The 20,588-nt window shown below is 43.4% G+C and carries 17 protein-coding genes and 2 pseudogenes; 10 read left to right on the top strand and 9 right to left on the bottom strand.

Annotated features, from left to right (window positions below; translation table 11 throughout):
- The first annotated feature begins 37 nt into the window (after window positions 1-37).
- Window positions 38-550 (top strand): annotated as a pseudogene (gene fldA, locus LEPTO7376_RS11680) (flavodoxin FldA).
- Between the two features lie 198 nt (window positions 551-748).
- Here the strand turns inward: fldA and LEPTO7376_RS11675 are convergent.
- Window positions 749-1,705: an NAD(P)/FAD-dependent oxidoreductase gene (locus tag LEPTO7376_RS11675; RefSeq protein WP_015134381.1), complete on the bottom strand. Its 957-nt coding sequence runs from the start codon at window positions 1,703-1,705 to the stop codon at window positions 749-751.
- Window positions 1,706-1,744: 39 nt separating this feature from the next.
- Complete coding sequence (locus LEPTO7376_RS11670; RefSeq protein WP_015134380.1) at window positions 1,745-2,488, bottom strand: alpha/beta fold hydrolase; 744 nt, start codon at window positions 2,486-2,488, stop codon at window positions 1,745-1,747.
- Window positions 2,489-3,131: 643 nt separating this feature from the next.
- On the opposite strand from LEPTO7376_RS11670, the pseudogene LEPTO7376_RS29070 reads away from it, so the two are divergent.
- Both LEPTO7376_RS29070 and LEPTO7376_RS11655 read left to right on the top strand, forming a co-directional pair.
- Window positions 3,132-4,002 (top strand): annotated as a pseudogene (locus LEPTO7376_RS29070) (IS630 family transposase).
- A 253-nt stretch (window positions 4,003-4,255) separates the two neighbouring features.
- Window positions 4,256-5,887 (top strand): MFS transporter, encoded by a 1,632-nt coding sequence (locus tag LEPTO7376_RS11655; RefSeq protein ID WP_015134378.1) that lies wholly within the window; start codon window positions 4,256-4,258, stop codon window positions 5,885-5,887.
- An 836-nt stretch (window positions 5,888-6,723) separates the two neighbouring features.
- On the opposite strand, the gene LEPTO7376_RS11650 is transcribed toward LEPTO7376_RS11655, so the two are convergent.
- On the bottom strand, window positions 6,724-7,743 hold the full coding sequence (locus tag LEPTO7376_RS11650) for a DMT family transporter (protein ID WP_015134377.1): 1,020 nt from the start codon (window positions 7,741-7,743) through the stop codon (window positions 6,724-6,726).
- 250 nt (window positions 7,744-7,993) lie between these two features.
- Between LEPTO7376_RS11650 and sppA the strand changes: the two genes are divergently transcribed.
- Together sppA and aroH are read left to right on the top strand one after the other, a co-directional pair.
- On the top strand, window positions 7,994-8,812 hold the full coding sequence (sppA, locus tag LEPTO7376_RS11645) for a signal peptide peptidase SppA (protein WP_015134376.1): 819 nt from the start codon (window positions 7,994-7,996) through the stop codon (window positions 8,810-8,812).
- Window positions 8,813-8,860: 48 nt separating this feature from the next.
- Entirely contained in the window at window positions 8,861-9,250 is a 390-nt protein-coding gene (gene aroH, locus LEPTO7376_RS11640; RefSeq protein WP_015134375.1) for a chorismate mutase, read from the top strand.
- Here the strand turns inward: aroH and LEPTO7376_RS11635 are convergent.
- The 6 genes from LEPTO7376_RS11635 to LEPTO7376_RS11610 form a co-directional block, all read right to left on the bottom strand.
- Window positions 9,247-9,912, bottom strand: coding sequence for a HEAT repeat domain-containing protein (locus LEPTO7376_RS11635; protein ID WP_015134374.1), 666 nt, complete (start codon window positions 9,910-9,912; stop codon window positions 9,247-9,249). The two genes, aroH and LEPTO7376_RS11635, sit on opposite strands and share 4 nt — an antisense overlap.
- A 35-nt stretch (window positions 9,913-9,947) precedes the next feature.
- Entirely contained in the window at window positions 9,948-10,760 is an 813-nt protein-coding gene (locus tag LEPTO7376_RS11630; protein ID WP_015134373.1) for a HEAT repeat domain-containing protein, read from the bottom strand.
- 139 nt (window positions 10,761-10,899) lie between these two features.
- Complete coding sequence (gene cpcA / locus LEPTO7376_RS11625) at window positions 10,900-11,388, bottom strand: phycocyanin subunit alpha (protein WP_015134372.1); 489 nt, start codon at window positions 11,386-11,388, stop codon at window positions 10,900-10,902.
- 109 nt (window positions 11,389-11,497) lie between these two features.
- Window positions 11,498-12,016 (bottom strand): phycocyanin subunit beta, encoded by a 519-nt coding sequence (locus LEPTO7376_RS11620; RefSeq protein ID WP_015134371.1) that lies wholly within the window; start codon window positions 12,014-12,016, stop codon window positions 11,498-11,500.
- 761 nt (window positions 12,017-12,777) lie between these two features.
- Window positions 12,778-14,310: an ammonium transporter gene (locus LEPTO7376_RS11615; RefSeq protein WP_015134370.1), complete on the bottom strand. Its 1,533-nt coding sequence runs from the start codon at window positions 14,308-14,310 to the stop codon at window positions 12,778-12,780.
- A 451-nt stretch (window positions 14,311-14,761) separates the two neighbouring features.
- Complete coding sequence (locus LEPTO7376_RS11610) at window positions 14,762-15,004, bottom strand: 2Fe-2S iron-sulfur cluster-binding protein (protein WP_015134369.1); 243 nt, start codon at window positions 15,002-15,004, stop codon at window positions 14,762-14,764.
- Window positions 15,005-15,221: 217 nt separating this feature from the next.
- Here LEPTO7376_RS11610 and hemL point away from each other — a divergent pair, with 217 nt between their 5' ends.
- The 5 genes from hemL to LEPTO7376_RS11585 all read left to right on the top strand — a co-directional run bounded on the left by hemL (window position 15,222) and on the right by LEPTO7376_RS11585 (window position 19,995).
- Entirely contained in the window at window positions 15,222-16,520 is a 1,299-nt protein-coding gene (gene hemL / locus LEPTO7376_RS11605; protein WP_015134368.1) for a glutamate-1-semialdehyde 2,1-aminomutase, read from the top strand.
- 284 nt (window positions 16,521-16,804) lie between these two features.
- A complete protein-coding gene (locus LEPTO7376_RS11600) occupies window positions 16,805-17,932 on the top strand; it encodes a pentapeptide repeat-containing protein (protein ID WP_398339563.1) in 1,128 nt (375 codons plus the stop codon).
- 120 nt (window positions 17,933-18,052) lie between these two features.
- On the top strand, window positions 18,053-18,616 hold the full coding sequence (locus tag LEPTO7376_RS11595; protein ID WP_015134366.1) for an SMI1/KNR4 family protein: 564 nt from the start codon (window positions 18,053-18,055) through the stop codon (window positions 18,614-18,616).
- Window positions 18,617-18,798: 182 nt separating this feature from the next.
- Window positions 18,799-19,053, top strand: coding sequence for a hypothetical protein (locus tag LEPTO7376_RS11590; protein ID WP_015134365.1), 255 nt, complete (start codon window positions 18,799-18,801; stop codon window positions 19,051-19,053).
- A gap of 303 nt (window positions 19,054-19,356) precedes the next feature.
- On the top strand, window positions 19,357-19,995 hold the full coding sequence (locus LEPTO7376_RS11585) for a hypothetical protein (RefSeq protein ID WP_015134363.1): 639 nt from the start codon (window positions 19,357-19,359) through the stop codon (window positions 19,993-19,995).
- Window positions 19,996-20,588 lie beyond the last annotated feature (593 nt).

Genomic DNA, 20,588 nt, shown 5'->3' with positions numbered 1-20,588 from the left:
GAGCTCTAAATCAGCCACTCATTCAAATATTAAAATCATGTCAAAGATTGGATTATTTTTTGGTTCAACAACAGGCAAAACAGCAGATATTGCAGAACAAATACAGGAGGTTTTAGGTGGAGAAGGGATCATAGACCTTCATGATATCAGTGAGAAAAATGCATCTGACTTATTAGAATATGACTTCTTGATTATTGGATGTCCCACATGGAATATTGGTGATATCCAAGATGATTAGAATGAAGTTTTTGAAGATTTAGATGATCTCAGCTTTAATGGCAAAACAATTGCTTATTTTGGTACCGGTGATCAAATTAGTTATGCAGATAACTTTCAAGATGCAATGGGTCAACTTGAAGCAAAGATTTCCAGTCTAGGCGGTAAAACTGTTGGATATTGGCCAGCAGATGGTTATAGTCATACAGACTCAAAAGCCATACGTGGTAGTCAGTTTTGTGGTTTAGCTCTAGATGATGACAACGAGTTTGAGAAGAGTGGAGAACGTATCGAAATTTGGTGTATTCAACTTAAACCATTATTTAATTTATAGAAAAAGATCAGTCTATCAAGTAATTTCGAGTTCTTGTTAAAACTCCATGAAAATGCGAGGATTAAGCATAGTTAACCCTCGCAAAAAAATTCACTGGTGTGACTATATTATAATCTTTTATCAAACAGATTACTTAATTTCTCAAAAATAAAATATGTCACAGAATAATCATTGATATTAATATCTTCAGTCTCCCATTTAAGAATGATCCCAATCTGGTCTAAACCCTTTACGACTATTTAGATATTTATCGATTGCCATTGCTGCAACACAACCATCACCGGCTGCAACAACTGCTTGCTTAAATGGTGTATTTCGTATATCTCCAATTGCCCAAACACCGTCAATATTTGTAGACATCAAATCATTAACTTTCACACCACCATCATCATTGAATTCCACTTGATCACCAATAAAATCTGTAATGGGCTTTGAGCCACTTTGATAGACGAATACTCCTTCAAGGGATAAAGATACTGGCTCTTTTGATTCTTTGGTTTTTATTTGAACGCCTGTCACACCAGTATCATCACCCTGAATACCGACAAGGCGAGAGCGATCCCAATGTTTGACATTTGGTGAGGCTAATAAAGCTTGAACATGGGGCTCTTCCATAACCGGGATTTTAAACGTCACAAAATGTACAGTAGATGCAAATTTTGTTAGCACCTGCGCTTCTTCTATTGCTTCTTGGTTAGAGCCCACAACTACAACTTCACGATCGCGATAAAAAGCTGCATCACAGGTTGCGCAATAACTGACACCACGTCCCAAAAATTCTGCTTCTCCTTTAAATGATGCTTTGCGACCCATTGCACCTGTCGCCAAAACGAGAGCCCGACAAGTAAATGTACCTTCTGGTGTATATACTGTTTTCTTTTCACCGCTAACGTCGATGCCAAATACCTGAGCCCGACGGTAGTCCGTGCCATAGGATATCGCTTGTTCACGCATAATTTGCAACAGTTCATCCCCGCTGATATCTGTAGCAACACCAGGATAATTAGCGATTTTGTGGGTGATAGCTAGTGCACCAACTGCTGAGTTTTTATCTAAAATGACGGTCTTTAGATCGGCTCTGGATGTATATAGGGCACAAGTGCAGCCAGCTGGTCCACCACCAATGATCGCGACATCAAATTCATACGTTTCCACAAATACTAATCTCCATTCAATTGAGAGGTCTACTGAAAGTTAGGAAATGACTTCAATGAGTGCTGTTCTTGCGAAAGGTGAGGTCGCCCTCTGCCAAAAATCAACGATGATCGGGTTAACTTGTGAGGCATGGCTATGATGGAAAAAATGTCTTCCTTTTTGGCATGTCCATAGGCGATCGCCACTATTCAGATACGGCTGCCAACGAGCATGTTCATTTGGATCAATAATGGTGTCGAACGCCCCATTGCACACGAGGATTGGAACTTCCACACCGCCACTCTCAAAATTACGATGCTCGATCAGAGAGTGAGAAGACAATTCTGTATCTAAATTTTTGACTAACACCCTGGCAATACCAGTCAGTTTTTTTGAACCAATAGCACCAAATAAAATTCTTGCCATCTGCATCAAAATCATTTGACGATTGCAAGGCAAATTATTTCTAAGAGCATAGTATTGGGTATGCCAACTAATCGCAGGATTTGCACCAACCCCCAATAGAGTCAAGGACTTAACTCTCGATGGGTGTAAGCGCGCGTATAACAAAGCTACAGCACCACTTACACCATGTCCGATGAGATGAATGGGTACTGATCGATGCTTGAGATAATCATGAAGTAGCGTAACGGCCGTTTCAATAGAGCAAGGCTCATCAGGTGTTTGATGGTAGCTCCAATATTGGATTTCGACATGTCTGCGCAGTAGTCGACATAAACGCTGATCGAAGTGTCTCAAGCTGGGATTGACGCTTAGCCATAAAGCATCAGAAGGACAGGCCATAGTAAGTTTAATGAAACAGTATTTTCTAAACGATATTTAGCGAAAAGTAGGTAGAGTCTGCTTACGCATGTCAGTAAATATGGTGTTCTCCATGGAATAAATCAAATCTCTCCAGCGTAAAAAGAGACACAGAAGAGACGAAAGCCGATTCCTATTAGTTTGGAAGTTATCCACTAAATATGTATGTCACATGAAATAGCATACCAGACAAAGTTGATAATTAATCTCATTAAGACTGATCAAAAATTCTCTCTATAGTTACAGATCATGGTTCGATTCCAGTTTTTCAGAAGCAATACGGTTAGGTCTTTTAGATCTAAAGACCTAGAATCCAGCAGTCTGGTGTATGTTTTTTTCATTAAAAGATTTTTCTTGATCGCCCATAATCTCCTAAAAGCTTTGTGAGATAAGCCTTGAAACTTTTTTTGTCGTCTCCAAAAAAAGATGGGTGATTTTTTGTCAGATAAGACAAGGAGAGTAAATTTAATATTGCGTGCGCAGACTTATAGCTCTTTTTTTGACACACACCTCTAAAATACCCCAAAGACTCTATTGCCAATTTATTTCAGATAAATATCTAACACTATAGCAGGCAAGGAGTGGGTTAAGACAAAATAGGATAGAAGCAATAAACATAGATGCCATGCCTGCTCCCCATAGTCTTGATTTACGCCTAAAAGCTGTTGCCGCCTTCGATAAAGGTGAACGAAAAAGTGATATCTGTCGCTTCTTTGGTATTAGCCGAAATACGCTAGACCTGTGGCTGAAACGACGAGAGAAAATCGGTTCAGTCGCTCCGAAGACAGATTACCGTCGAGGCCCTCAACCGAAGATTAATGATCTAGATGCTTTTCGTGCTTTTGCAGAGAAATATGGGCATCTAACCCAGAAGGAAATGGCGGAGAAATGGCCAGAGTCTATTAGTGATGCATCCAGACGTGAAGCTCTACGGAAAATTGAATTTACTCGAAAAAAAGACCTATCGATATCAAGAGAGAGATAAAGAATTAGAAAAAGCATTTGTGGCACAACTGAAGCAGTATGTCCAAGAACGACTCGTATATATCGATGAAAGTGGATTTGATAATACCTTAGATTATGGGTATGGCTACTGCCATAAGTCAGAGAGGTTTATCGCAGAGAAGTTAGGTCATCGTACAGAACGAGTTAGCGTGATTGGAGGATGGCGAGAGGGAGAGCAGATAGCACCGATGGTATTTGAGGGCTATGCCAACAGCGCCTTAGTTTGCCAATGGGTAGAGGATTGCTTAGTGCCAGAGTTGATTCCGGGTCAAATTATTATTCTGGATAATGCCAGTGTTCATCCAAAGGAAAGAATACAAACATTGGTGGCGAAGGCAGGATGTGAAGTGATATTTTTGCCACCCTACTCACCACACCTGAACAAGATAGAGAAGTTTTGGGGGAGGTTAAAGAAGGAGGTAAGTAAGCTCATCAAGAAGACTGAGGATTTGTTCGATGCCATCAGAATAGCCTTCTGTTCTATGTCCTAACCTTCTCCTTCGCTGCTATAGAAGGTATTCCAGCTTTATTTCGGTATTCTGGCAAATTTCATCATGTGTATTTTCAATATGCAGAATCTGACGGATAAGAACTATTCCAAATGGTTTGTACTTCAGCATGTGACTTACTTGGCTCAGATAAATCACAAAGGCAAAAATAGGCGACCGCCCTCCTGATGCCACATATTCCGCCACTGATTGTTACAGGCACTACAATTGCGGATAGTCTAAATTCTTTCTCCCCATGACCCAGCCGCTGAAACCCCAAGCCGAAAAACTCAATCTCACCACAAAAATTGCGTTTGGGGCGGGAGATATTGGGCCAGCCCTTACGGCTAATGTTTTAGTCTTTTTCTTGCTGTACTTTTTTACGCAGGTGGCCGGCTTACCGCCAGGATTAGCGGGCAGTATTTTGATGATTGGCAAAATTGCCGATGCGGTGAATGATCCTGTCGTCGGCATGATGAGTGATCGCACCCGAACGAAATGGGGCAGGCGAATCCCTTGGATGTTGTGGGGAACCTTGCCATTTGTGATCGTCTTTTTCGGGCAATGGCTTGTGCCACATTTCAGCGATGTTGATGCCATTAATGACTGGTTTTTATTTGGCTATTACGTGGTGATGGGGATTTTATTTAACCTCGCCTACACTGCTGTTAATTTGCCCTATGCTGCGCTCACACCAGAGTTGACGCAAGACTATAACGAGCGGACAAGCCTTAACAGTTTTCGGTTTAGCTTTTCCATTGGCTCCAGTATTTTTTCGCTAATTGTGGCGCGCATTGTGTTTCAGGCTTACCCCGATAATCCAGCTAAACAATATTGGATTTTAGGTTTAGTGTGCTCGATATTTGCGTTGCTCACATTGCTCTGGTGTACGTTGCGATTGCAGGAAAAAGGTCGCGAAGCCATCTTCAATAATGCACAGCGTATTGCCTTGGGATATATTTTGGCTGGATTGTCTGGATTATCGGTTTTAGGGGTGATTGTTCTGCAATGGCTGCAAGTCGGTTTTGTTTGGATATTTGTGGCGATCGCCCTTGCAATTCTATTGGGTGTGAGTGCTTTTACCTTTATTCAGTCACCGACAGAAGAGCATCTATTAGTCGCTCATCCTAGCCATGATGATGGTGAAGCCCCAGTTCCATTCAAAGAACAACTCAAAATTGCCTTTAATAACAAGCCTTTCCTTTATGTGATCGGCATCTATTTAGCATCGTGGTTGGCAATCCAATTAACCGCGTCAATTTTGCCCTACTTCGTCATTAGCTGGATGGGTTTACCCGATGCCATGTTCCCCAACGCAGCCCTTGCAGTACAGGGAACAGCCTTAATTTTGTTATTTGTCGCCAGTGCCTTCAGCAAAAAAGTAGGCAAGAAAAAAGTCTATTTTGCGGGGGTTAGCATTTGGATTCTCGCGCAAGTTGGCTTGTTTTTCCTTCAGCCCGGACAAGTGGGTTTGATGTTCTTCTTTGCAGTGATGGCGGGATGCGGTGTGGCAGTCAGTTATCTAATTCCTTGGTCAATGGTTCCCGATGTCATTGAGCTAGACGAACTCAACACAGGCAAACGGCGGGAAGGCGTTTTCTATGGCTTTATGGTGTTACTCCAAAAAATGGGCTTAGCGATTAGTCTATTTCTCGTGGGACAAGCCCTATCTTGGGCGGGCTTCGTCGAATCCGTGGCGGGTGAAACACCTCCCATCCAACCAGACTCTGCTTTGTTTGCTATCCGCGTGGCGATCGCCCCCTTGCCAACTCTTGCCTTAATTATCGGTTTAGTATTGGCGTATTTTTATCCCATCACCAAGGAATACCACGAAGAAATTCGCCTCAAACTTACTGAACGCAATAATAAGCAGATTGTCGATTCTTAGGTGGAGATGATCAATGACACCCATTACCTCGGTTTTAACCAAACAAAATACGGCCAATCCCTAATAAGCAACCTCATTCTGCATATTTTCAATGTCGCAAGTCGAAATACAAATCGAAATATTTGACTGAGGAGCGAACTCCCTAACAAGAGAATTTTTACACTACGACGCAAGGTGGAACAATGTTTTCTTTCTCGGAAAAAAGACTTAAGAACTCAGCTGCTGGATTTTACCAGATTCAAGCATTTGGGTCATTATCGCAAGGGACTCCATTTCTCGTTTGCTGAACTTATGAGACCACAAAATCGAACTATAGCAATGGTCATATAGTTTGATACGTCATGTGAACCTCAATCCTAAGCTTGTCTGCAAAACCATTATGGAGTGTCTTAATCTATCTGGCGACTGCTATAAGTGCTTCTGGCGATCGCCGAACTCACGTTCTTTAAGAGATGCGATGGATGAGGTTCTTTGTTCTTCGTCTTGATCTATCTGGGCATTGCTATATCTTGTCGTCCATGCGTAATTTTGTAGCGCAGCATATGAGGAGACTTCCAAAAATCAGCTTTAACAAGGACGAAAGTACTGCGATTCTTTGTGCCTTGCATAAGCAAGGCGAGGATTGCTGCTCATACCTTGATAAATCCGTTTCATAGGGCATCCAGTACACAGAATCCAAGGTTAATGTTGTTTATGCTGAGATGATTTGCTGTGTTTTGTTTTAGTAATGCATTGCTAAATCCTAAAGACGCTAGGATTGTATTTTGTATGGAATGACGGCGCTACATTATTAAGTTTTCAAATCTATTATCCGCATTTTACTCGTATTAACTATTCTATTTTAGTCTTTCCTTTTTTTCTATCGTTGTGGCAGCAACTGACTGGTTGGATGCTGACTTATTTGTTAGCGATCGCCACTGTTGAGCAATACGTTCTCTCTGATTAATAAGATAGATACTCACAAGGGTTAAACCGACGCCGAACCACTGGAGCTGACTTAACTCCTCTGCAAGAATGAGGTGTCCAAAAATCAAGGCAAAAACTGGTGTGAGAAAGGTTAAAGCACTAAGACTCGTTAAATTGCCTTTGGAAGCGAGGAGGAAAAATAAACCATAGGCGATCGCACTGCCAAAGATCGTGGAGTAACCCAGCGCCAACCACCCCGACACATTGATGTTTTGCCACTGCTGCGTTTCAAGAAAGCCAGAGGCTACTAATAATGGAATACCGCCGATAATCATGTGCCAACCCGTCGCCACCACAGGGTCAACATAACGACTGACATACCGAATCAAAATTGTTCCGACTGCCATTGACAGCGATGCAGCTAGCATTAATACCTCGCCACTGATTTCGAGGTTGTCCACTTGCAAAAATGAAAAATCCCCAGCCGTTACCGCAAAAATCCAGTCATCGGGAATGCCAATGAGGCTAATGCCTAGGATGCCAAATGTTAGACCCAGCCAACCCCATAGACCGATACGCTCACCAAATAACCAACTCGACAGTAGTGCAACGGCAAGCGGTTGAGAATCGATCATGACTGATCCTAAACCTGCCCCAGTTTTCACCAGCCCTTCTGCAAGAAAACCCTGAAACATAAGGCCATCGATGAAAGCAAAGGCACAGATCCAAATCCAGCCCTCTGCTGGAATTCTTTGGTTCCGACCCATGATGCGAGCAAATAGTAAAACCAAAATTCCGGCAGGAACAAGACGTGTCGAGGCGAGAAACAAAGGCGATGTGACTTCCAAAACGCCTTTCATGGCCACCATCGCTGTGCCCCACAAAAAGAATGGCGCAATTAACACCAAAGGAAATTTGAGGAATGTGTCCTTCGATAAGTTTCCGGTCATAGGGTCTTGGTAGGGATAAAAAAAGACGTAATGATAAGGATAGGGGAATTTCTCAGCGATCGCAGCGCAATTTCTGACATTTCTGAAAGGTAAACCCCTATCACTTCGCTTTATGTTTTGGCCTACTCTTAATTGTTTTTTTTCCAAGGACTCTGAGGCGATCGCCACGGAATAACCAGCATCCGATAAGATAAAGAACTGTCGTCGATTGTGACTGCGACTCAAGTCTTTTATTTTTCCTCAAAAATCTATGGTGTGGCCTTTTCCTCCCAAATCTCGGAAACAAATAGCTCGCATTGAAATCACTGGGGCGATCGCCTCGGAAACGCGCAAAACAGTTTTAAAAGCGCTAAAAGAAGTTGAGGAAAAGAAATTTCCGGCTCTATTACTCCGCATCGATTCTCCTGGTGGTACAGTCGGTGATTCTCAGGAAATTTACGAAGCACTCAAAAAATTACAAAAGAAAGTCAAAATTGTCGCGAGTTTTGGCAATATCTCAGCATCCGGCGGCGTTTATATCAGTATGGGTGCGCAGCACATTGTCTCGAATCCAGGCACGATTACGGGTAGTATCGGCGTCATTCTACGAGGCAATAATTTAGAGCGGCTCCTCGAAAAAGTCGGTGTTTCTTTTAAGGTGATTAAATCAGGGCCGTACAAAGATATTTTGTCTTTTGATCGGCAGCTAACCTCTGAGGAAGAGCGCATTCTCCAAGACTTAATCGACGTGAGTTATGGGCAATTTGTCAAAACCATTGCTGATGCTCGTGGTCTAGAGGTCGATGCAGTAAAAGCATTTGCGGATGGCCGTATTTTCAGTGGTGAACAAGCAAAAGAACTCGGTACTGTGGATCGCTTAGGGACTGAGGAAGATGCCAGAATTTGGGCGGCAGAGCTGGCGGGCCTTGATCCAGAGAAAGCAGAATGTAACACCATTGAAGAGCCAAAATCTTTTGTCAATCGACTTTTAAATCGGAGTCAGGGGCGATCGCCTATTGGCAATACCCTCAATTGGGTAGAATTTGAACTGGCGACAGCAGGACAACCACTCTGGTTATTTCGCCCCTAAAGACAACCCTATATAGTGAAGTCATAATTTCTCGTGGAGGACAACAACGTGGACTGGAAGGTACGAGCAATTCGCGGCGCAACGACAGCATCGTCAAATACCAAGGAGGCGATCGCAGAGTCTGTCAAAGAATTACTCGATGATATCGACCAGCGTAACGAGCTTGATCCCGAAGAAATTATCAGTGTTGTGTTTACGACGACAGCGGATTTGGACGCGATCTTTCCGGCGGCGATCGCCCGCAAACGAGATCATTGGGACAGTGTGCCTCTTTTAGATGTGCAACAGATGGCAGTAACTCCCAGCTTGCAACAATGCATCCGGGTACTCATCCACATCAATACCCCCAAACCCCAAGCAGAGATTAAGCATTCCTACCTCCGCGAGGCTAGCAATCTCAGACCAGATTGGTCTTTAGCCCAAGTGGCTAGCCGTTAACCAATCGCTAAGTTTTCGAGATCAACATTGAGTCCATAGGCTAGAGAAAGCTGTCTAAGCGCTTGCCAACATCTGGCACGCACTACAATTTCATCTTCTATAGTGATAAATTTTTGTAGGTAATCGCAAGCTTCTCTTTGTCGCTCATCAGATAGAGATTTCACTAATCCTTCTAAGCCGGCGATCGCCCCATAGCGAACAACCCATTCTCCATCCTCTAAAGCGAGCAATAAACAATCAAGTACTTTTCGTTGCCATTGGAAACGCTCATTTTCATCAGCAATATCTTGCCAGAGAATACTCCCTAAACCTTTCGTGGCAGCTCGTCTCACACTGAGAGAAAAATCAGTATTAGCCGCCTCAACCAATAAATCTAAAGCTCTTGGGTCGCCGACTCCTGCAAACACACGAATCATCCATGCCCTTGCACCATAGTTATAGCCATCCAGATTTTCCAATAGATACGAAACAACTGGCTTACCCAACTGAATCAGGCCATCTACAGCGGCCACTGCAGCCCCTGGATTATTAAACTTGAGCACGTCTACAAGGGTTGTCATCGCGGTTTGATCAACGTGAGCCACCAAATCTTCCACAGCATCGATTAAGCCTTGCGCAGAATCGGCATTATTAACGGCAGTAATTAAGTCTGAGACGGTCATAAATTCGGAAAAAACTAGGCAATAAGTGAGGGAGGTTAGAGCAAACTATCCATTAACTGTAAGAGGTTATCGCCCTCGGCGTCTAATTTGCTGTTGGTGCGATTGAGATGGGCTTCCAAAACACCTTTGAGGGAAATCAATTTTAGGCTATTTTCCGCTAATGTATTGGCGATCGCCGGACCTGCTGGCACATAGCCCACTGCGCCCAAATCCATCAACGCAGACCGACGAAGCTGCAAAGTATCTCCGCCCAATGCATCGATTAATTGTTCTGCATAAATTGCTTTGCCTGTGAGCTGATACATCGCTCTAAGGGTTGCATAGCGAATCTTTTCGGCATCATGCTCTAGAAATACTTGAATATCGGCGATCGCCTCCGTTGCACACATCGCTCCTAGAGCCTCAATAATCGCTTCATAGGGTTGTACAAAATGAGGTTTTCCTTCCTTTAATACCGCGGCTTCTATTCCACCCACCAACATCTTTCGGAGAGGGGAGATCGACCGCTCATCTTTTAAAAGCTCTAAAGATTGCGCCGCTGATTCCCGCACATAATAGTCTTCGCTATCCAGACAACCAATCAAAGGTTCAACAACGTTGGGATTATTTAATTTACCCAAAGCTTTGGCGGCATTGCGCCGGAGGGGATAGCCTCCATCAGGAGAACGGTCTGCTTCATCTTTTAAAGCATCGAGTAAAGCAGCCAAGGCCCGATCATCTTGCACTCGAAAACGACCAAACCACCAAGCCGCATAATATCTTTTGCCTAAATCTTCTGTTTGCTGGATATTGGCGATCGCCTCTTCAAGCGTCCATGCCTCAGCCATCTTCCAGTCACTATCACCCATACCAACTTCTTACCATGTTTGGTTTATAGCCAAGACCAAAATATTCATAGATACAACAAGACCCAGATAGATAATCAAACATCGACAAAAAAGCCACTAGTCGATTATCCACCTAGGTCGGTCAAACAATCACAATCAATTAGCTAAGAGCGTTGATCGCGTAGTCGATATAGTTATTAGTTTCAGTAGCAGACTGGCCACTAAGACCATGGTTTGCTTTGATGTAAGTCAAAGCTTCAATGTACCAGCTAGGAGAAAGCTCAAAAGTACGGTTGATCTCATCAAGACCAGCGACAAGATACTCATCCATAGGACCAGTACCACCAGCAACTAGGCAGTAAGTAACCATGCGGAGGTAGTAGCCAATGTCACGAGCACACTTTTCTTTACCAACAGCGCTGGAAGCGTAAGTAGGGCCAGGAGTAGAAGTCGTGTAAGGGAACTTGCTGTAAACAGCATTAGCTGCACCAGTGATGAGAGAGCTAGAACTAGCACTTAGGCTTTTAGCTGCTGCCATTGCTGCTGCTGCGCGCTCAAAACGACCAAACAAAGATTGGAGCTCAGTGTTGCTTAAAAAGCGACCTTGAGAGTCTGCAACAGATACCGCTTCGGTGAGAGGGGTTTTCATTGTTAAATTATCTCCCTGTGGATTATCAATAACTTTCTTTAAAAAATTGCCTTACAAATTTTGCTGTAAGACTAGCGTAAAAAGCTTGGGCCATAAAGACCGTCACTTCCTACTCGACAGCAGCTGCCGCAGCTTCGAAATAAAGGTTGATTTCTTGAAGTAGAGTGCTGCAATCGCCAGTAGTGATTCCATTAGAATCGCCAACAATCTTTTGAGCAGCTTTACCCATCATTCTGACGCCAACAGCAACAGAAGCACCGGGAGTACCGAGAGCGAGATAAGTCTCACGAAGGCCATTGAGACAACGATCGTTAAGAACAGACGCATCTCCAGTGAAGATTGCGTAAGTTACATAGCGGAGGATGATCTCCATGTCGCGCAAACAAGCAGCCATACGACGGCTAGTGTAAGCGTTACCACCAGGAGCAATAAGTTGAGGCTGGTCTGCAAAGAGTGTGCGAGCAGCTTCAGTAACAATAGCGGAAGCGGAACCAGTGATGCGGTTCACAGCATCGGCACGCTTGTTGCCATCACTAACGATTTTGCTAAGAGCATCGAGCTTGTCAGTAGAGATGAACTCACCTCGGGCATCAGCCTGAGAAACAACCCGAGTAAAGATGTCAAACATGTTTTTATCTCCTACTTATATTTATGAGTGGGATTTTATTGAGTATGTTTTCGCTTAGTTTTTTTTAAGCTTGGTTCAGAGCCATTGGCGCCGCAAAAGTTTGATTCAAAGGCTGTGAAGCAAAATATTGTGACAAGGCAAATTGACTCTCTAAACCATTTAAGAGTGTGAGCCATTTTCGTGGCTTTCCTCCCCACACCTTTAAGAAACTTTACAAAGATTAAGTTCGAAAGTCTTTAGTGGGCGAAAAAGGAAAATTCACGATTAAAGTCCCGGTTTGAAAGGATCTTTAAGGCTGCATTTTTGTAATCTTAGGTACAAGTTATACAACGAGCTACTCACTTAGATCATTACATCTTGTAAAAATATTGCGTTACATTTCGCAACAAGAATAAGTGCTATTCAATGCTGTTTCATGCTCCTCTCCGAGGAGATATGTTGTACTTATCTGGCTTAGTTTCCTTGCCTGGTGAGGATTAAATCATCCAAGCTGCTGAGTCGGATGTCTAGACAGCATAGACGTCGTTAAAATATCAACTCAGAAAATAATGAATTTACTAGGCGCGATCTTTAACAAAAATCAATAAGTGGCGATGATCATCCTTACAGAATGACCTAGTTAAAGTATTACTTCACTGCATACTGAGCGATTACCCACTCAGAGATAGAGGCTTGTTTATCCATACAGAAAAACCTCCTTCTTAGCAAGGAGGTTTGATTCCAGTTGTGATGAAATTTTTTGACTGATTCAGAAGCGCGATTTAGCCTTCGGAATCAGAAGAAGCTGAAGAGCTGAAGATTACATCAGATTCTTTTACGAAACCGCTGTAAGCTTCCATGCCGTGCTCACTAATATCGAGACCACGGAGTTCTTCGTCTTCTTCGACACGAATACCGCCAAGAACTGCGGCGATCGCGTACCAAGCGATGAAACTAAAGGCAACGGTAAAGCCACCGATAGAGAGAATTCCAACGACCTGAGCAATTAACTGTTGGATACCACCACCAGTGAAGAGACCTCCACCCATTTTGAATAGACCAACAGCGAATGTACCCCAGATACCACAAACGAGGTGTACAGAGGTCGCACCAACGGGGTCATCAATCTTGATGCTATCGAACATAGCAACGGAGAAGACCACGATTACGCCGGCGATCGCACCAATGATTACAGCAGAGAAGATAGAAACACTATCACAACCTGCAGTGATACCAACGAGACCAGCAAGGATACCGTTAATAATCATGGAAAGATCAGGCTTGCCATCCTTTAACCAAGACGTGATTGTTGCAGTGCAACCACCAGCAGCAGCAGCCAAGTTAGTCGTTACAGCGATGTAAGGAACATTTGCACTTGCTGCCAACTCGGAACCAGGGTTAAAACCAAACCAGCCGATCCAGAGAATCAAACAACCAAGGGTCGCGATACTCATGTTGTGACCGGGAATTGCATTGACTTTACCGTCTTCACGATACTTGCCAGCACGAGGGCCAAGCACAGCGGCACCAACAAGAGCAGCCCAACCACCAACAGAGTGAACGATGGTAGAACCAGCAAAGTCATGGAAACCAAACAGAGCTGCACCTTCTTCATCTACACCGAGGAAAGGAAGCGCTGATAGCCATTCGCCATCCCACTGCCAGTGACCTGTGATGGGGTAAGAAATAGCAACCAAAAGGAAACTAAAAATCAAGAAAGCATCAAACTTAATCCTTTCTGCAACCGCACCGGAAACGATGGTTGCCGCTGTTGCTGCGAAGGCAACTTGGAAAAGGAAAGAGATACTTTCAGGGACGAAGTTCAGGATTTGAGCGTCACCATCCATGGTGTACCACTCACTACCATCGCCACTGTAGGGAACACTACTACCGGAGAAGAAGAAACCCTTCAAACCGATGAAAGAATTACCGTCGCCATACATAAAGGCGTAACCGATTGCCCAGTATGCAATTGTTGCAACCGCAAAGACAATCAGGTTTTTGGAAAGGATGTTAACGGCATTTTTCTGACGACAGAAGCCAGCTTCGAGCATTCCGAAGCCTGCGTTCATGAAAATGACCAGCACTGATGCAACAAGCAGGAAGATAGTGTCCAAAATGATTTGGACTTGACCAGCTGCATCAACGGCTACTTCATGGCCGTCTGCCATAGCTGCTGTGCTCCAAACTACAGTGATAATCGCTGCAGCAGGAATACAAGCTAGCCAGATTGGAGAAAAGTTACGGGAGAGCTTACGGGCAAAGTTCAGAACAACACTATCATCGTGTGCTGGGCTGAAATGTGCTTGCTCCATAGCCAGACTCCGTTTTTGGAAAGTTGACTTAGGCATTAGTTTGAGATGTTTTAGGCATTTATGCTCTTGAATAACACAGACAAATATCTCTAATCGGTAGCAGAAGTAACTTTTAACCGATGAGAATATTGGCTTTGTTTCACAAAATACTAATGGATCGAGCGAAAGAATCAAGGGGTGACTTGATGGGTCTTAATCCTAATTGCCTTGGATTTCTCTGTGTATTACGGGAGAAACTTATTCAGCAGCTCTTTTTGAAATTAGTATTTATGCTTATCACGTCTTAAAAAGTATTAAGAAATGATTTTGGTTACCCTAAGGCATACTGGTTTCTAAAACGATTTACACCTTTATTCCGTATCAAACGCTACAAAATAACTGTTGTTTCTTAGATTTAGTTCGACACTTAGAACACAATAATTGTGATGGTGAGTCAAACTCCTAGGGTGGTTTACCAAACGGGATCGCTAAATAAATGAATCGTGATTTCTGGGCGATCGCCAGGGATGCCAGCAATGCAAGCGCAAAGACTTTCTCCGTCATCTAGCTCTACTTCGCAAGCATGACATGAGCCCATCAGACAACCGGTGGGGATCATGATGCCAGCTCGCCGCGCCACCTCAAGCATCGGTTCTCCAGGTGCCGCTTCAATCACGACATCATTGGGCATAAATTTCACTGCAACTTTCGACATTTTGTTGTGTTTCCTCCAAGGGCAAATAATAAATTTCGTCGAATAACACTTGTAAGACATTGTGAATTAATCACCAGACAAACGCCGAAATTGCCTTTATTCCGTAAAATAATAAACTGTCACAAATTTTCCCTAGCACACAGGGATTGAATGGCCATTAAAACAATCTAGATTACAAAAGTTAATTTTTATAGATCTTGCTTAAAGGAGAAATAATTTGGTTACTACAGCTTTAAATACAACCAAATCAGACGAAATTTTTAGTGCAGCTCAAAAATTAATGCCGGGTGGTGTCAGTTCCCCCGTGCGAGCATTTAAATCAGTGGGTGGACAGCCCATCGTATTTGATCGCGTCAAAGGCTCTCGTGCTTGGGATGTCGATGGTAACGAATATATTGACTATGTTGGCACTTGGGGCCCAGCGATCTGTGGTCACGCAAACGATGAAGTCAATGTGGCTCTTCGTGAAACCCTTGAAAAGGGAACCAGTTTCGGTGCGCCTTGTTTTAAGGAAAATATTTTGGCTGAGATGGTCATCAATGCTGTGCCCAGTGTTGAAATGGTTCGCTTCGTCAACTCTGGTACTGAAGCTTGTATGTCCGTGTTGCGTTTAATGCGCGCATTCACTGGTCGCGAAAAAATCATTAAGTTTGAAGGATGCTACCACGGTCACGCGGATATGTTCCTCGTGAAGGCTGGTTCTGGTGTAGCAACTTTAGGTTTACCTGATTCTCCGGGTGTGCCAAAGTCAACAACTGCGTCGACTTTGACTGCGCCTTATAACGATCTTGATGCAGTGAAGAAGCTTTTCGCGGAAAATCCTGAGGCGATCGCCGGTGTAATTCTAGAACCTGTCGTTGGTAATTCTGGCTTTGTCACACCTGATGCTGGCTTCCTCGAAGGCCTGCGGGAAATTACAAAAGAAAATGGTGCATTACTCGTATTTGATGAAGTAATGACTGGTTTCCGCATTTCCTACGGTGGTGCGCAAGCCAAGTTCGGCGTCACACCTGATTTAACAACTATGGGTAAGGTCATCGGTGGTGGTCTACCTGTGGGTGCTTACGGTGGTCGTAAAGAAATTATGTCAATGGTTGCTCCTGCTGGCCCCATGTATCAAGCGGGCACACTTTCCGGTAATCCTTTGGCAATGACTGCGGGGATCAAGACATTGGAATTGCTCCAACGTCCTGGCACTTATGAGCATCTCGAAACAATTACAAACAAGTTGATTAACGGTTTATTGAGCCTTGCTCGTGAAGCGGGTCATGAAGTTTCTGGTGGCAACATCAGCGGTATGTTCGGCATGTTCTTTACTGGCAAGTCTGTCCATAACTACGATGACGCAAAGCATTCTGATCTAGAGAAATTCAGTCGTTATCACCGTGGCATGTTGGAGCAGGGTATTTACCTCGCACCTTCTCAGTTTGAAGCTGGCTTCACGTCTTTAGCTCACACTGATGAGGATATTGATAAGACTCTCGCCGCTGCGAAGATTGTTTTTGGCAATATCTAGCATCATGCTGAAAAGGTTTGGGCGATCGCCTAAATCCTCGATATTAATTTGATTGCCATAAGGGCAAACTCCCCGTTCTCTTCAAGGATGGGGTTTTTCTTTTTCGGGGACTTTAAGAATTAGTTACAATTGCTGGAATAGCGATATTTCGACGGTTTATGAGTCAGACGAAACCTAATTCGTTTTCTGAGATGCCCAATGATAAGTTGCCACAGGCGGATCAGTCTGGGGAGATTACACCCGCCATAAAACCAACGAAAATTCCCCCGCCACGACAAGATTTGATGGAACGTCGATTTTACTTACGGCAGATCGACTCATCAAATCCCTGGCTCGTGTTTACAGCAGTTGGGGTCATGGTCATAGGCCTCTTGAGTAATTGGCTATGGCTCGGTTTATCAGGCACTTTGGTGACATTGTTGCTGTCGCTCAAAATCATTTTGCCGTCGGTAAAAGAATGGCTTTCAACATTTCTCACAGCTCAAGAACGCAAAACGCTAATTGGATTTATTGCCTTTGCGATCGCGATCGCCGGATTATTTAAATTTTTGGGTGTCTATGCACTCGTTGGTTATTGGCTAAACCAAATTAAATGGGATGAATTTGGCTCTTGGGCTGACTGGGTTGGCGCATTGGGCCAAATCATGATCGCTGTGTTGGCTGTTTATGTCGCCTGGGAGCAGTATGTGATTTCCCGTGACCTAACAATCCAGCAAAACCGCATTACCCAACAGCAAACCATCGATACTTATTTCCAAGGAATTTCAGAATTAGCACTTAATGAAGAAGGTTTATTAGAAGATTGGCCACAGGAACGCTCCATTGCGGAAGGTCGAACAGCTGCAATTCTCAGCAGTGTTGATGCTGGTGGTAAAGCAAAAATTTTACGATTTTTATCTCAGTCTCGCTTGTTGACTCCGTTGCGGCGAGATGGTCGTTTGGGACGTCCGATTTTTGATGGTACTGGTGGCTATCAAGAGGATCGATTAAGTGGTGTGCGGGTGATTGACCTCGGTGTGATGTTAGCGGGAACCGATTTACACACCATGGATTTGCGCTGGACTGATCTGAGCGAAGCCAATATGGTAAGGGCAAATTTACAGGGATGTGATTTAGTGCGGGCAAATTTAGCGAGAACAATTCTTGTGGATGCCAACCTCAAAAATGCCGATCTGAAAGGCACAATTCTTTTTTATGGTTCTTTTGATGCAGCAAGTCCACGGGTAAAAAATCAGCGACCAGATTATCGGACTGGTGAGTTTACAGGGGCAGTAGTCGAGGATGTTGACTTTACCAATGTCAAACGCATGAGCGAAGAACAAAGATATTATTGCTGCTCTTGGTGTGGCGAAAAAGCTCGCGGCACAATTCCCGGCGGTTGTGATGGCATTCCGAATCGACTCAATCGCTAAAAATCTATATTGGGCGATCGCCTGCCAAGCCTAATCGTTTCAAACTCGCATTCCCTGTTGTGTAGCGAGACAACCAAGAAAATGCAGTACGATTGAACTAGCTGAATTAAAGAGATAATCATGACATCTCAAACGATTGAAGTGGCTTGGCAACAGCTTGAAAATTGGCTTGCTGAAAATGCACCAAAAGTTGCAGCAGGATTAAATCCCGGTGCTACTGAAGAAGAACTTCTAGCCTGTGAAAAAGTTTTAGAGATTGCTTTGCCAAATGATTTCAAGGATTTTTATCGTCGTCATAATGGGCAGAGTGCAGACTCACCTTGGCTATTTGATGGGGTGGAATTTCTCTCGCTACATCGCATTCAAGACGAGTGGTTAGTTTGGAAAGATTTGCTGGATGGCGGAGATTTTGAAGATAGTTATTCCGAACCGCCAGCAGAAGTAAAAAATGATTGGTGGAATAAGCACTGGATTCCATTTACTTATAACGGCGGTGGCGATCATCTTTGCATTGATCTAGATCCAACGGAAGCTGGAACAAAAGGTCAAGTCATTGAAATGTGGCATGACTGGGAGAAACGTCCGGTCCTCAATACTTCCTTTAAACAATGGTTTTGCAAATTTGTAGAAGATGTCCTCACAGGAAAATTAGCCTATGAAGAAGAAGATAGTTGTTCTCGTTAAAAAAATTGGGAATCAACCACACCGGGAAAACTTTCGCCATTTAAGATAATTAGCCAATAAAAATAAAAGTAGACCAATGATAAAACAACCGTAATCAGTTTAAAATATTCCAGAATAATAAAAAGCTAAACTATGCATAAAAAGCTACATTTATAGAAAAAGATAAAGACACTTTTGTAGAGATGAAAGAACTAGATGAGCTGCAAGAAATTGCTCGGATAGCAACAAGAAAAGCCCTTGAAGACTATGAATTTCCTGAGACATGGCAAGACAGTCTTGTATTAGGAGTATTCTTTGAAGATAATGCTCGGATTTTTGAGCTATATATTCCACGAGAGCGGCCAGAGGAAGCAATTGTCATTAGTTCTGCGAGAGTTAATTGCCAGACCAAAGCTGTTTCAGTCACCATTTCTAATTTAGAGAAAAAGATTAATTAAAGCATCATGGAAATGAATATTGCTCAATAGTTATTGAGATATAAATGAAATTTCCAATAACTGGTTGGGATTGATCGCCACATTCACTTATCTAGATTGATTCACCAATGAGGGTTGGTGCGGCCCAGAGATTTGGTGTTGCCCAAAGTACTAGGTCATCAGGCTTATCTGCAAACTCAATGAGGGTTGCAAGCATTGTTTGTCGAAGGGCGATCGCCTATCTGATCGCGATATTAGAAAACCTAAATATTGGATAGGTTATAAAGAATTGAGGCTTACTACCTATTAAGAAGGTGAAACAAGATGGGATTTTTCGCTTCAGTAACCGCTGATAACTCTTTAACTGATGAGCGTATGAATTGCAAAATGTGGCGACAATATGCCGCCCAAGCTCTCACAGTTTTCGGCTTGAGTACTTTCCTTGTTACTGGTTTACAGTCCTCTGTCATCTCTGGCGATCGCCAAATCTTTGGCGAAAATCCCACTGCTATCGAACGGTACTTTGGTCAGTACTGGACTCGCTTGACTTTGACCCATGCCGAAGGTGATCGCCACGTAACCTACACCTACAGCCCTGGAAAAATAAGATCTTTTTTCAATAATGCAGAAGACTTAAGATTATCGGTCAGGTTTACCAACGATCAAGCCGTGAGTGTTCGTGTCCACCAAGATGGTGCAGGCTTTAATATTCCAGTAGAGCGATTCGAACCTTCAGCCAATTCAATAGATATCTTTGATGATGTATTTGAATCTATTTTTGGTTATCGACCTCCTTCAATATCTCCTGTTGATCGACAAATACTCCAGCCAGAGCTATTACAAGGCACACTCCATACAGTTACCTATTGCATGGATGAGGGAATCGCAATGTCTTATGAATGGATCAGCACAGAGGATTACATCTGGTTTATCAGTTTTTTTCAAGAGCCTATGTGTGTTTGAGTCGGATTTGGCTGAATTTCGCGAGGCTTCAAGCCAAAGGTTACGAATACTTAGCGTCTCTAATGTGGCACTTTCTCATCCTTATGAATGGAGAAGCATTTTGCCAAAGCAGTTTTAGAAATGGGCGATCGCCAATACTAAACAATGCCCAATCAAAAATAAAATAAGTGCCCATACTTTCTAGACTTGAGGCGATCGCTCCCTATTCGACAAAAAATAAAAGATACCTGCCTTTCGGAAATAAATACATCTAACAATATTACTTCCGAGAGTATTCAGGATTAACAATAAAAGCCTAAATCAGTTTGAGAACTTGCCAATTTTCGGTGGCACTACACGTAAATTAGGGAGTAAGACCTTAGTGATAGTTCGGCCTTCAAATGAAATATCAGCCAATAGAGATAAAGTGCCCCAACTGCGGCGGCCTCGCCAAATTTGAAGAGCCATTTGAATTCTTGTCGAAAAACGAGATTTGCCCTGATGACACTCGACCAATGCATCAGTGGGGTGGTTGGACTGTTATCGAAAGATTTCCTTCTCAAGTCCGTTGGAAAACACCTTCAGGCTCAGGCCAATATCTTCGAGGTGGAGGT

This window comes from [Leptolyngbya] sp. PCC 7376 (assembly GCF_000316605.1).
In the GTDB taxonomy this organism is placed as follows: domain Bacteria; phylum Cyanobacteriota; class Cyanobacteriia; order Cyanobacteriales; family MRBY01; genus MRBY01.
Note: the sequence above shows the minus strand (reverse complement) of the source record. Positions and strands in the feature narration are given on the sequence as shown.